The organism is Tenacibaculum dicentrarchi (assembly GCF_964036635.1).
Lineage (GTDB): Bacteria > Bacteroidota > Bacteroidia > Flavobacteriales > Flavobacteriaceae > Polaribacter > Polaribacter dicentrarchi.
This window is the reverse complement of record NZ_OZ038524.1, coordinates 2162949-2175993: the sequence shown is the minus strand read 5'-3', so window position 1 is coordinate 2175993 and position 13045 is coordinate 2162949. Positions and strand designations below refer to the sequence as shown.

At 32.5% G+C, this 13045-nt stretch carries 10 protein-coding genes; 6 read left to right on the top strand and 4 right to left on the bottom strand.

From position 1 onward, the window contains the following. Positions 1 to 180 precede the first annotated feature (180 nt). Positions 181 to 2289: a DNA helicase RecQ gene (gene recQ / locus ABNT14_RS09430; RefSeq protein ID WP_101902978.1), complete on the top strand. Its 2109-nt coding sequence runs from the start codon at positions 181 to 183 to the stop codon at positions 2287 to 2289. Between the two features lie 69 nt (positions 2290 to 2358). On the opposite strand, the gene ABNT14_RS09425 is transcribed toward recQ, so the two are convergent. The 4 genes from ABNT14_RS09425 to ABNT14_RS09410 all read right to left on the bottom strand — a co-directional run bounded on the left by ABNT14_RS09425 (position 2359) and on the right by ABNT14_RS09410 (position 7698). Then, complete coding sequence (locus tag ABNT14_RS09425) at positions 2359 to 2781, bottom strand: hypothetical protein (protein ID WP_101902977.1); 423 nt, start codon at positions 2779 to 2781, stop codon at positions 2359 to 2361. 119 nt (positions 2782 to 2900) lie between these two features. After that, positions 2901 to 6341, bottom strand: a complete 3441-nt coding sequence (locus tag ABNT14_RS09420) for a methylmalonyl-CoA mutase family protein (protein WP_101902976.1) — start codon at positions 6339 to 6341, stop codon at positions 2901 to 2903. A 71-nt stretch (positions 6342 to 6412) separates the two neighbouring features. Then, positions 6413 to 6736, bottom strand: a complete 324-nt coding sequence (locus ABNT14_RS09415) for a hypothetical protein (RefSeq protein ID WP_101902975.1) — start codon at positions 6734 to 6736, stop codon at positions 6413 to 6415. A gap of 77 nt (positions 6737 to 6813) precedes the next feature. Next, positions 6814 to 7698: a LysR family transcriptional regulator gene (locus ABNT14_RS09410; RefSeq protein WP_101902974.1), complete on the bottom strand. Its 885-nt coding sequence runs from the start codon at positions 7696 to 7698 to the stop codon at positions 6814 to 6816. A gap of 79 nt (positions 7699 to 7777) precedes the next feature. Here ABNT14_RS09410 and hutH point away from each other — a divergent pair, with 79 nt between their 5' ends. From hutH to ABNT14_RS09385, 5 genes are all read left to right on the top strand, one after another. Further along, positions 7778 to 9265 carry a histidine ammonia-lyase gene (gene hutH, locus ABNT14_RS09405; RefSeq protein ID WP_101902973.1) on the top strand — a complete coding sequence of 496 codons (1488 nt, stop codon included), beginning with the start codon at positions 7778 to 7780 and terminating at the stop codon, positions 9263 to 9265. Positions 9266 to 9279: 14 nt separating this feature from the next. Further along, complete coding sequence (locus ABNT14_RS09400) at positions 9280 to 11316, top strand: urocanate hydratase (RefSeq protein WP_101903384.1); 2037 nt, start codon at positions 9280 to 9282, stop codon at positions 11314 to 11316. 11 nt (positions 11317 to 11327) lie between these two features. Beyond that, a complete protein-coding gene (locus ABNT14_RS09395; RefSeq protein ID WP_101902972.1) occupies positions 11328 to 11873 on the top strand; it encodes a DUF4136 domain-containing protein in 546 nt (181 codons plus the stop codon). 103 nt (positions 11874 to 11976) lie between these two features. Next, on the top strand, positions 11977 to 12141 hold the full coding sequence (locus ABNT14_RS09390) for a DUF5522 domain-containing protein (RefSeq protein WP_159459541.1): 165 nt from the start codon (positions 11977 to 11979) through the stop codon (positions 12139 to 12141). Positions 12142 to 12215: 74 nt separating this feature from the next. Then, positions 12216 to 12935 carry a DUF4197 domain-containing protein gene (locus ABNT14_RS09385; protein WP_101902971.1) on the top strand — a complete coding sequence of 240 codons (720 nt, stop codon included), beginning with the start codon at positions 12216 to 12218 and terminating at the stop codon, positions 12933 to 12935. The last annotated feature ends 110 nt before the right edge of the window (positions 12936 to 13045 follow it).

The following is a 13045-nucleotide window of genomic DNA, read 5'->3' as shown; positions in this document are numbered from 1 at the left end:
AAATAATATAGTAAAAATGTTTAGCCCCGATTGAAGCAATTGTTTGAGCTCTTTTTTGTTTTTTTCAAACAAAAAAAGCGAGTGCGGAAAGCGGGAAATAGCTTCAAAATATTTTAATAAGTACTTAAAAGAAACGTAGAATTTAATTTCTACGTTTTTTTTTATGATTATTTTTGTGAAATGATACAGCTAACAGAAAAAGATTTATTAGTAAAATTAAAAACTAATTTTGGATACGACAGTTTTCGGTTACAGCAAAAAGCAATTATTGAAAATGTTTTAGCTAAAAAAGATACCTTAGTAATAATGCCAACAGGAGGAGGGAAATCTATTTGTTTTCAGTTGCCTGCATTATTTTTTGATGGAATTACATTGGTAATATCGCCATTAATTGCATTGATGAAAGACCAAGTTGATAGCTTAAAAGCAAACGGAATACCTGCAACGTATTATAATAGTAGTCAATCATCTGAAGAACAAGAAAAGGTTTTTGATGCCATTATTAATAAAACAGTAAAATTAGTATATGTAGCTCCTGAGAGTTTAGCCTTGCTTCAAAATGTATTAAATCAGCAATATATTAGTTGTGTTGCTATTGATGAAGCACATTGTATTTCTTCTTGGGGTCATGATTTTAGACCATCGTATAAACAGTTATCTTTTCTTAAAAAAACGTTGCCAGAAGTACCTATTGTAGCCCTAACTGCAACGGCAGATAAAGCAACTCAAGAAGATATTTTAACACAATTAGCAGTGCCTAATGCTACAAAATATGTAAGTTCTTTTAATAGAGAAAATATTAGTTTAGAGGTGCGTTCGGCAAATGATAGAGTACAGCAGATTATTAAATTTATTAATAAAAAACCAAATGATGCTGGAATTATTTATTGTTTAAGTAGAAAAGCGACCGAACAATTAGCAAGTAAATTAAAGCAACAAAATATTAATGCAAAAGCATATCATGCAGGTTTAGCTTTTGAAGAACGTGCTAAAACTCAAGAAGATTTTATAAAAGATGATGTGCAAATTATTTGTGCAACGGTTGCTTTTGGAATGGGAATCGATAAATCGAATGTGCGTTGGGTAATTCATTATAATATGCCCAAAAACATTGAAGGATATTATCAGGAAATAGGTCGTGCAGGAAGAGATGGTTTGCCAGCCGAAGCGTTACTTTTTCATAGTTATTCTGATGTAATTCAGTTACGTCAATTTATAGCAAATAGTAGTAATCAAGAAGTACAAACAGCAAAATTAGACCGTATGAAACAGTTTTCGGAAGCAACTGTTTGTAGAAGGAAAATTTTGTTGAGTTATTTTGGTGAATTAATCGAGAAAAATTGCGGAAATTGTGATGTTTGTAAAAATCCAGTTCAGTATTTTGACGGAACTATTATCGCTCAAAAAGCACTTTCGGCAATTTACAGATTACGAGAAAAAGAAGCGATGGGAACTGTTGTTGATGTGTTACGAGGGGCAAAAAATGCAGGCGTTTTAGATAAGAATTATCAAACCTTAAAAACGTATGGTATTGGTGCTGATATTTCATGGAAAGATTGGCAACATTATATTATTCAGTTAATAAATCAAGGATTTTGTCAAATAGCATTTCATTTAAATAATAATTTACAATTAACCGATTTTTCTAAAAAAGTACTTTTTGAAGGTGAAAAAGTTCAATTAACAATTCCTGTTGAGTTTAAAAAAGAAGAAAAACTTAGCAGTACTAAAGGGAGAAAAAAATCAATTGTAAAAGATACTTTATTCGAGCGTTTACGAAAGTTGCGTTATCGTATTGCACAAGAAGAAGATATTGCTGCCTATTTAATTTTTAGTGATGCCACTTTACGTGCCTTAGAAAATGAACGTCCGCAAACGGATAGTGCTTTTTTAAGTATTAGTGGAGTAGGGCAACGTAAATTAGAAGTATATGGAGGTGAGTTTATGGAAGAAATTAGGGCTTTTATAAAAGAAAAAAAGAAAGGAAAAAAAGATACGACTTTAGAAACGTATAATTTATATAAAGAAGGTTTTTCTATTGATGAAATAGCTGATAAACGAAGTTTAAAAGCACAAACAATTTTTTCTCATTTATCAAAACTATATTTAGAAGGAAAAGATGTAAATTTAGATAAATTTATAGATGCAAATACTATTAAATTAATAGCAAATGCTAAAAAAGTACTTAAAAATGAAATTGCTTTAAAGCCATATTTTGAATTTTTAGGCGAAAAAGTTCCGTATGAACAAATAAGAATTGGGCTGACTATTTTGCAAAAAAAGGGGTAATTAAAAAAAGCTCAGGTAATTAATTACCTGAGCTTTTTATCTCCCAATTTATAATAAAATATTACTATATTAATGACTAGGCGCTTCTAATAAATTAAGCGTACTAGTATTTTTAATTTTTACTTCTTCAGAGAAATCACCATGAATAATTAAAGTATTTTCATGACGATTAACTAGTTTACTCATTTTATTACGGTTTAATAATAAAACAGTTTTACTACCAGAATGGTCTTTTGCTTCTAAAATGTTTTCACCATTAAATTCTACAATCCATCCACTTTCTTTGATGTTATTCTCGTATTCTAATTCGATAACAGGCATTTTATAAAAACGATAATCTTGAATATATCCTAATGCTATTTTTAAACGTAAGTTACCACCTTCAACAGTATATGAATCTTCTTTCAAGCCAGCATCTTTAAAAGAAAACTTGTTAAAAGCTGGTTTATCCATTGTAATTTCTAACTGTCCTTCTGTTGCGTTTAATATCATAATTTATTTTTTAATATATTAATATAACTTTTAATTACTAGTATAAATTTAGGCTTACTATTACTTTTAATTAATGATATTTATCATTGTTTTTAATTTTTTTATAACTAAATATAAGCTTACATATTTCGTCTGTATTGACCACCAACTTTAAATAAAGTATTTGTAATTTGTCCTAACGAACAGTATTTAGTAGCTTCCATTAATTTATCGAATAAATTTTCATTTTGAACAGCGGATTTTTGTAAAATAACTAGCTGATTTTGCGCTTTTATCTCATTGGCTTTGTTTACTAATTCTTTGGTTTGAATTTGAAATTGTTTTTCCTGTTCGGTTGCACGGATTACTTCCGCAGGTTGAACTGTTGGCGAACCTTTCGAACTTAAAAAAGTATTTACACCGATAATTGGAAATTCTCCCGTATGTTTTAACGTTTCATAATACAAGCTTTCTTCTTGTATTTTAGAACGCTGATACATGGTTTCCATTGCCCCTAAAACACCGCCACGCTCTGTAATTCTATCAAATTCAGTTAATACAGCTTCTTCCACTAAATCGGTTAATTCTTCAATAATAAACGCCCCTTGAATAGGGTTTTCATTTTTAGTTAATCCTAATTCTTTATTGATAATCAACTGAATTGCCATCGCTCTACGCACCGATTCTTCGGTTGGCGTTGTAATTGCTTCATCGTATGCGTTGGTGTGCAAAGAATTACAATTATCGTTAATCGCATATAAAGCTTGTAAAGTTGTACGGATATCATTAAAATCAATTTCTTGAGCATGTAAAGACCGCCCAGAAGTTTGAATATGATATTTTAACATTTGTGCTCTTGAGTTTGCTCCGTATTTATGTTTCATTGCTTTCGCCCAAATTTTACGAGCAACACGACCAATTACCGAATATTCAGGGTCAATTCCGTTAGAGAAAAAGAAAGATAAATTAGGTCCAAATTTATTAATGTCCATTCCACGTGCTAAATAATATTCGACATAAGTAAAACCATTGGATAATGTTAATGCAAGCTGTGTAATCGGATTTGCACCAGCTTCGGCAATATGATATCCAGAAATTGAAACCGAATAAAAATTACGAACCTGTTCTTTTATAAAATATTCTTGCACATCACCCATTAAACGCAAGGCAAATTCTGTTGAAAAGATACAGGTATTTTGAGCTTGATCTTCTTTTAAAATATCCGCTTGAACCGTACCACGAACCTGTGCTAAGGTTGTTTTTTTGATTTCAGCATATACATCCGAAGGTAAAATCATATCGCCAGTTAACCCTAGTAACATCAATCCTAAACCATCATTTCCTTGTGGTAAATCTCCTTGATATGTCGGTCTTTCTAAACCTTTTGAATCATAAATTTCATCGAATTTAGCTTCAACTAAAGCCTCTAAATTATTTTCTTTGATGTATTTTTCACAATTCTGGTCTATAGCCGCATTCATGAAAAAACCTAACAATATCGGTGCAGGACCATTAATTGTTAAACTTACAGAGGTTAAAGCGTGTGTTAAATCGAAACCAGAAAACAATTTTTTAGCATCATCTAAACAACAAATAGAAACTCCAGCATTTCCAATTTTCCCGTAAATATCGGGTCTTTTACCAGGGTCATTTCCGTATAAAGTAACCGAATCAAAAGCAGTTGATAAGCGCTTTGCGGGCATTCCTAAACTCACATAATGAAAACGTCTGTTGGTACGTTCTGGGCCTCCTTCACCAGCAAACATTCGTGTTGGGTCTTCACCAGTTCTTTTAAATGGATATAATCCTGCGGTATAAGGAAATTCACCAGGCACGTTTTCTTGTAAATTCCAACGTAATAAATCGCCCCAAGCTTGGTATTTTGGTAAGGCTACTTTCGCAACTTGTGTATGCGATAAAGATTCATTGTGTGTATCAATATTAATTATTTTATCTCTTACTTTAAAGCTATAAACAGGGTCTTTATATTTTTGAACTTTGGCTTTCCAATTTAAAATTACTTCCCAGTTATGAGGGTCAAGATTTAGTTTTACTTTATCAAATTGTGCTATTAATAATTTTATAAAATCAAATTCATTCTCTGGAGTTTCTTTTAAAATTTCATCTTGTTCTAATCCATTTTTAGATAGAAAATCTTCTTTTATTTCCTTGGGAAGAATAGATAAAATGGTTTGAACAATACCATATAATTTTTGAGCAACAATAACTTGGCTGTCAACTTTTTTATCATAAGCCCTATTACTTTCTGCTATTTCTGATAAATAACGCACTCTTCGTGGTGGAATTACAAAGATTTTTTCAGACATTTCTTTGGTGATTTCCATTTCTGATTTTAAATCAACGCCTGTTTTTTCAACTATTTTATCCATAATACGTTTGTATAGCGTATTCATTCCTGGGTCGTTAAATTGAGAAGCAATAGTTCCAAAAACAGGCATATCATCCATATGAATATCCCATAAATTATTGTTGCGCATATATTGCTTTTTCACATCTCGAATAGCATCTAAAGCGCCACGTTTGTCAAATTTATTAATCGCTACTAAATCAGCAAAATCAAGCATATCGATTTTTTCTAATTGCGTTGCAGCACCAAATTCAGGTGTCATTACATATAATGAGGTATCAGAATGTTCTATAATTTCGGTATCAGATTGCCCAATTCCAGAGGTTTCTAAAATGATTAAATCAAATTCTGCGGCTTTTAAAACCTCGATAGCTTGATTTACATATTTTGATAATGCCAAATTAGATTGACGAGTTGCTAACGAACGCATATAAACACGGTCGTTATTAATGGCATTCATACGAATACGGTCGCCTAATAAAGCACCTCCAGTTTTTCTTTTTGAAGGGTCAACAGAAATAATTCCGATAGTTTTTTTAGGGAAATCTATTAAAAACCTGCGTACTAATTCATCAACTAAAGATGATTTTCCAGCACCACCCGTTCCTGTAATTCCTAAAACAGGTATTTTCGAATTTTTATTTTTTTGATGAATTGCTTGTAACGTTTCTTTTGCTACTTCAGGAAAATTTTCTGCGGAAGAAATAATTCGGGCAATACTTCCAATTTCTTTTTTTGATAGATGATTTATTTCATCTTTTAAAACATCGCCAATGGCAAAATCAGCGGTTTTCACTAAATCGTTAATCATTCCTTGTAATCCTAGTGCGCGTCCATCATCAGGAGCATAAATACGAGTAATTCCATAATCCATCAATTCTTTAATCTCTTCAGGAAGAATTACACCGCCACCACCACCAAATATTTTGATATGACTAGCAGCTTTTTCCTTTAATAAATCGAACATATATTTAAAATACTCGATATGCCCACCTTGGTAAGAAGTCATTGCAATAGCATTGGCATCTTCTTGAATTGCACAATTTACAACCTCTTCAACGCTTCTGTCGTGTCCTAAATGAATAACTTCAACCCCTGTGGATTGAATAATTCTACGCATAATATTTATGGCAGCATCGTGCCCGTCAAATAATGAAGCAGCAGTTACAATTCGTATTTTGTTTGTTGGTTTATAGGGTGTTATTTTTCTCATCCGTAGTGCTTTAAATCAAATTAATGAAGCAATCTACGAATTTATTAAAAAAGACAGTAATTCTTTACGATTTATAAATAATGAATAAAAGCCCATTTTTTCCGAGATTCAAGGTAGTATAAATTATCTTCATTGTGGTAAGATTCTCTTTCAAAACTGATATTTTTATAGGCTAAATAACCATTTTTGTATTTGATATATTTTACAAGCCACTCAATGCCATAAAAAAGATAAAAGAAAATAACGAGTAATTCTAGCTGTTGTTTTAGGTGAATTTTTTCGTGATTTATTAAAATGTAATTTTCTCTTAATTCTTCTTTTTTTAAAAAGATAAAAGGAAATAAAGCGAGGCCAACAAATCCTTTAGGAATAAGAAATTTTGAAATAAAAATCATAAAATTATAAGGGGTGGTTTGTATGTAAAAATAAGCATTTATATTTTGGAGAGTATATTGTTTTAGTAAGCTAGTGGTTAAGGTATTGTTTTTTCTAGTAGCGATTTTAAAATAGGGTTGCTATTATTTTTATGCCAAACAACCGACAAGGTAGTACGTTGTTTGATAGTGGTGAGGTCAATAAATTGTACGCCCATATCGTAGCCATATTGTAACGATTTGGGAACAATTGATAAACCAAAATTATTTTCCACCAATTTATAAATTGAAGCAGCATGAATGGTATTGTGCGATATTATAGGAGCGAATTTAGCATCATCAAAAATTTGCATTACTTTTTCGTGATAAGAAGGACTATAAGACGGATCAAAAAGAATAAAAGATTCGTTTTTTAATGCTGATAATCCTTTAAAATTAGCCGTGTTTACAGGATGGTTTTTCGGTAAAACCAAGCAAAAAGGCTCTTTTAAAATCGGCTGAATGGCAAGTCCTCTAGGCACTCTATCTAGCCTTACAAAACCAATATCAATATCTTTAGAAAGCAGGCTGTCAATTTGTTTTTGATTGTCCATTTCTTGCAATCCGAATTGCACATTTGGGTGGTCTTTTTTAAATTTAATCAATAAATTAGGGATAATTTCTTGCATTGCAGAACCTACATAACCAAAATTCAAATGCCCATTTTTACCTTCCTGTAGTAATTTGGCATGTTCAAAAATATGTGTTAGGTTTTTTAAATTTTGAGTAAGCGCCGTTTTCAAATAACTTCCCGCTTCGGTTAATGCTACTTTTCTGTTATGACGCACAAATAATTGTACTTCTAAATCGGCTTCCATTTGTTTAATTTGTCGGCTTAATCCTGGTTGCGAAATAAACAAGCGTTCGGCTGCTTTTCGAAAGTGTAAACATTCGGCAACTGCTAAAAAATAACGAAGATGGCGTAGTTCTATTTGATTACTCATAGGTATCAATTGATGACTTTTTAAGTCTTATTAGGTATCAAAAATATAAATAACTTTGTGTAAAATAAAATAGATACCAATGTTTAAGTACGGAATAGATACCTTAACGGTAAATAAAGTCATTGAAATATCAGAAGGAACTTTAAAAGCGGTGGTTACAAGCGATGCTGCAATTAAAATAAAGGAATGTAGAAGAAAGGTAGAGGTAATGGCAAATTCAACCGCTGCTGTTTACGGAATTAATACAGGTTTTGGTCCTTTGTGTGATGTGCAAATATCACCTGAGGAAACCAGTAAATTGCAAGAAAATTTATTGATAACCCATGCTGTTGGTGTTGGTAATCCTATTGATAAAGAATTGTCAAAAATGATGATGATTTGTAAGGTTCATGCACTTTGTCAAGGTTTTTCAGGGGTTCGTTTAGAGCTAATTGAACGTATTATTTATTTTATTGAAAACGATTTATTGCCTGTTGTTCCTGAGCAAGGTTCGGTAGGAGCTTCTGGTGATTTAGCGCCGTTATCACACTTGTTTTTACCGTTATTAGGTGAAGGAGAGTTTTGGCAATCCGAAGAAATTATTTCAGCAAGAGAAGTATTAAAAAAGCATGATTTACAGCCTTTAACATTAATGGCAAAAGAAGGATTAGGCTTAATTAATGGTACGCAATTTATATTATCGCACGCTATTTTAGGCTTGAAAAAAATGGAATATGTGTTAGATTTAGCCGACGTTACGGGTGCAATGACTTTAGAAGGATATTCAGGAAATGTATCGCCGTTTAAAGAAGAACTGCATTTAATTCGTCCGTTTAAAGGGAATTTAAAAGTAGCAGAACGCATGAGAATGCTTTTAAAAGATTCTGAAAATGCGACTGATAATAGTTTTCCAAGAGTGCAAGATCCGTATTCGATTCGTTGTATGCCACAGGTTCATGGAGCATCGAGAAATGCCTATGCACATTTAAAAGAATTGGCAGAAATAGAAATGAATTCTGTAACCGATAACCCTATTGTACTGAGTGAAACCGAAGCAATTTCGGGAGGTAATTTTCACGGACAGCCTTTAGCAATGGCGTTAGATTATACATCAATTGCAGTTTCTGAATTAGGAAATATAGCTGACAGACGTTGTTATTTATTGCTAGAAGGAAAGCACGGTTTGCCAAGATTATTAACATCGGCAGGTGGTTTAAATTCTGGTTTTATGATTCCTCAATATACCACAGCAGCTTTGGTTACCGAAAATAAATCATTGTGTTTTCCGCCTTCGGCAGATAGTGTGCCAACCTCATTAGGGCAAGAAGACCATGTTTCAATGGGAAGTATTTCAGGAAGAAAATTCAATCAGATATTAGGAAATATTGATAAAATATTAGCCATCGAATTGATGTACGCAGCACAAGCAATGGATTTTAGAAGACCTAATACTTTTTCTGCGATTATTGAAGAGAATTTTAAGTTGATCAGAAATAAAGTAGCCAAATTAGAAGAAGATCGTGTTTTAAAAGATGATATTAATGCGCTAATTAAGATGGTTAAAAATCAAGAGTTTAAAGTTTGTTAAAAAAAGAAATTATGATGTCATTTAAAAAACAAATTAAGCAAGGTATTCCTAATGAATTACCTGAAATGCCCGTGTACGATTCGTCAATAAATAGGGCTCCGAAACGTAAAGATATTTTAACATCCGAAGAAAAAAAATTAGCGCTAAAAAATGCTTTGCGTTATTTTGATGCAAAACATCACGCTGTTTTATTGCCTGAATTTGCCAAAGAATTAGAAGATTACGGACGAATATATATGTATCGTTTTCGCCCTACTTATAAAATGCACGCCAGAGATATTAAGGAATATCCAGGGAAATGTAGCCAAGCAAAAGCAATCATGTTAATGATTCAGAATAATTTAGATTATGCGGTGGCACAGCATCCGCATGAATTAATTACCTACGGCGGAAATGGAGGTGTTTTTTCTAACTGGGCGCAATATTTATTAACTATGAAATATTTGTCTGAAATGACAGATACTCAAACATTAACCATGTATTCTGGGCATCCGATGGGTTTATTTCCTTCGCATAAAGACGCTCCAAGAGTAGTTGTTACTAACGGAATGATGATTCCAAATTATTCAAAACCTGATGATTTAGAGAAATTCAACGCCTTAGGAGTTACCCAATATGGGCAAATGACCGCAGGTAGTTATATGTATATTGGTCCACAAGGCATTGTGCATGGAACTACAATTACGGTGTTAAATGCGTTTCGAAAAATTAAAAAATCACCTAAAGGAAATGTCTTTTTAACCGCAGGTTTAGGCGGAATGAGTGGAGCGCAACCAAAAGCAGGAAGCATTGCAGGTTGTATTACGGTTTGTGCTGAGGTAAACCCAAAGATTACAGAAATACGTTTATCGCAAGGTTGGATTGATGAAAAAATCACCGATTTAGATGTTTTAGTTTCTCGTGTTCGCCTTGCAAAAGAAAACCAAGAAACTGTTTCAATTGCTTATTTAGGAAATATCGTAGATGTTTGGGAGAAATTTGACAAAGAAAATGTACCTGTCGATTTAGGTTCAGATCAAACATCGTTACATAATCCTTGGGCGGGTGGTTATTATCCTGCCGATATTTCTTTTGATGATGCCAATGAAATGATGGCAAATGAGCCTGAATTATTCAAAGAAAAAGTACAGGAAACCTTGCGTCGTCATGCAAAAGCGATTAATAAACATACTGAAAAAGGAACATATTTCTTTGATTACGGAAATGCCTTTTTATTAGAAGCAAGTAGAGCAGGAGCAACGGTTCATAAAGATGAAAATGATGCTTTTTGTACGGTGGATAATTCAAAATTAGGAAGCGAAGTTTTTGCCTATTCTAGTTATGTGCAAGATATTATGGGACCGATGTGTTTCGATTATGGTTTTGGTCCTTTTCGTTGGGTTTGTGCTTCAGGAAATCCTGAAGATTTAGCCAAAACAGATGCAATTGCTTGTAAAGTTTTAGAGAAAATTAGAAAGAATTCTCCTGTTGAAATTCAACAGCAAATGGCGGATAATATCCAATGGATTAAAGGCGCACAAGAAAATAAATTAGTCGTCGGTTCGCAGGCACGTATTTTATATGCCGATGCACAAGGACGTGCAAAAATTGCCGAAGCTTTTAATAAAGCGATTAAAAAAGGGAAGATAGGAAAGGTTGTTTTAGGGCGTGATCATCATGATGTTTCGGGTACCGATTCGCCATATCGTGAAACTTCAAATATTTACGACGGTTCTCGTTACACTGCTGATATGGCAATTCAAAATGTAATTGGCGATAGCTTTAGAGGTGCTACTTGGGTTTCTATTCATAACGGTGGTGGCGTTGGCTGGGGTGAAGTTATTAACGGTGGTTTTGGCATGCTTCTTGATGGTTCTAAGGCAGCATCAAAACGCTTAAAATCAATGCTTTTTTGGGATGTAAATAATGGAATTGCAAGAAGAAGTTGGGCGAGAAATCAGGGCGCTGTTTTTACAATTAAACGTGCTATGAAGTCTGAAAAAGAATTGCAAGTTACTGTTCCTAATTTTGTAGATGATGCCTTATTTAATACTGATTTTAAACAAGAATAAATCCTACTAAAATGAAATTATCTAGCCTATTTTTTTTGCCAATTATCGCTTTAATGATAACCTCGTGTAGTTCGGTAAGAGTAACAACCGATTACGATACAGAAGCTGATTTTAATAGTTATAAAACATTTGCTTTTTATAAAAAAGGAATTGACAAAGCGGCTATTTCTGATTTAGATAAAAAACGTATTATGCGTGCTATTGAACAAGAATTAACGGCAAAAGGGATGGCTAAATCTTCATCGCCGGATGTTTTAGTGAGCTTGTTTACAAAATCAAGAGAACGAATTAATGTAAATGATAGGATGTATGGCGGTTTTTATTATCCATATTATTATGGCATGATTGGAATGAACGGCATGAACCGAATAAATGTATCTCAATATACCGAAGGAACTTTATTTATTGATGTTTTAGATACTCAAAATAAAGCATTGGTTTGGCAGGGTATTGGTACTGGTGCATTAAGTAGTCGTAGTGTTGAAAGAAAGCAAGCTAGAATTAAAGAGTTTGTAAAAGAGATATTAGCTGAATATCCGCTAGAAAGTAAAAAGTAGAAAGTTAAGATATTTATAATATTTATAAAAAGATGCGTTAATTAAAGAAACTAAAACATTCTTATTAACGTATCTTTTTTTGATATTTGCAGTACGATAAATTATGATAAATAAAATTTTAAAAGCAACTCCCGATGAGTATTATGTAAATGAGCAAGGCTATCGGGTTTTTAAAGAAGCCTATCATTTAAGACGTGGATACTGCTGTAAAAGTGGCTGTAAACATTGTCCTTTTGGATATGATAAAAAAACAGATAGCTTTAAGTAGAATAGAAAAGAGTGTGACAATTACTAATAAAAGGTATCTTAAAAGATAGAAACCAAATAAAATAAAGATTTAAAATGAAAAAAATTATAGCAGTAGCAGTACTAGCAATTTCTTTAACAGGTTGTGCCGAATTACAAAAAGTTGTAAGCCAATTGCCACAAGGAACTCTTGGCGGTGGATTGTCACAACAGCAAATAGGAAATGGTTTGCGTCAGGCTTTAGACAACGGAATTAAAAATCAAGTAAAAAAATTAACTGCTAAAGATGGTTTTTACAACAACCAATTGGTGAAAATTGCCTTACCAGAAGAGTTGAAAAAAGTAGATAAAGGATTGCGTAAAATCGGTTTAAGTAAATTAGCTGACCAAGGATTAAGAGCAATTAATAACACCGCCGAAGATGCTGTTAAAACGGCAACGCCAATTTTTGTAAATGCTGTAAAACAGATGTCTTTTAACGATGCAAAAACTATTTTATTAGGCGATAAAAACGCGGCAACTTCTTATTTGAAAGGAAAAACAACTACTGCTTTATACAGTAAATTTAACCCGGTGATTAAAAAATCATTTTCAAAAGTAGGTGCTGATAAAATTTGGACGAATTTAATCAATAGATATAATAGTATTCCTTTTGTAAAAAGAGTAAATCCGAATTTAACAGATTATGTTACAACCCAAGCTTTACAAGGTGTTTTTACCATGATTGCTGTAGAAGAAAAAGGAATTCGTGAAAAAGCAGGATTGCGAAATACTGCATTATTACGTCAGGTATTTGCGTTACAAGATAAGTATTAAAAAAATATAAATTAGGCTTAAAAGAATACTATAAGCACCTCGTTGATTTTTAAAATTAATGAGGTGTTTTTTTTTGTGGCTATTTTATTTTGAAAAATAAAAAAATGAGT

Excerpts from the sequence above, each read along its gene's own strand:
- ABNT14_RS09415 (WP_101902975.1), bottom strand. The coding sequence starts at position 6,736 with ATGATTTTTATTTCAAAATTTCTTATTCCTAAAGGATTTGTTGGCCTC.
- hutH (WP_101902973.1), top strand. The coding sequence starts at position 7,778 with ATGTTTAAGTACGGAATAGATACCTTAACGGTAAATAAAGTCATTGAA.
- ABNT14_RS09400 (WP_101903384.1), top strand. The coding sequence starts at position 9,280 with ATGTCATTTAAAAAACAAATTAAGCAAGGTATTCCTAATGAATTACCT.
- ABNT14_RS09425 (WP_101902977.1), bottom strand. The coding sequence starts at position 2,781 with ATGATATTAAACGCAACAGAAGGACAGTTAGAAATTACAATGGATAAA.
- ABNT14_RS09420 (WP_101902976.1), bottom strand. The coding sequence starts at position 6,341 with ATGAGAAAAATAACACCCTATAAACCAACAAACAAAATACGAATTGTA.
- ABNT14_RS09395 (WP_101902972.1), top strand. The coding sequence starts at position 11,328 with ATGAAATTATCTAGCCTATTTTTTTTGCCAATTATCGCTTTAATGATA.
- ABNT14_RS09410 (WP_101902974.1), bottom strand. The coding sequence starts at position 7,698 with ATGAGTAATCAAATAGAACTACGCCATCTTCGTTATTTTTTAGCAGTT.
- ABNT14_RS09390 (WP_159459541.1), top strand. The coding sequence starts at position 11,977 with ATGATAAATAAAATTTTAAAAGCAACTCCCGATGAGTATTATGTAAAT.
- recQ (WP_101902978.1), top strand. The coding sequence starts at position 181 with ATGATACAGCTAACAGAAAAAGATTTATTAGTAAAATTAAAAACTAAT.
- ABNT14_RS09385 (WP_101902971.1), top strand. The coding sequence starts at position 12,216 with ATGAAAAAAATTATAGCAGTAGCAGTACTAGCAATTTCTTTAACAGGT.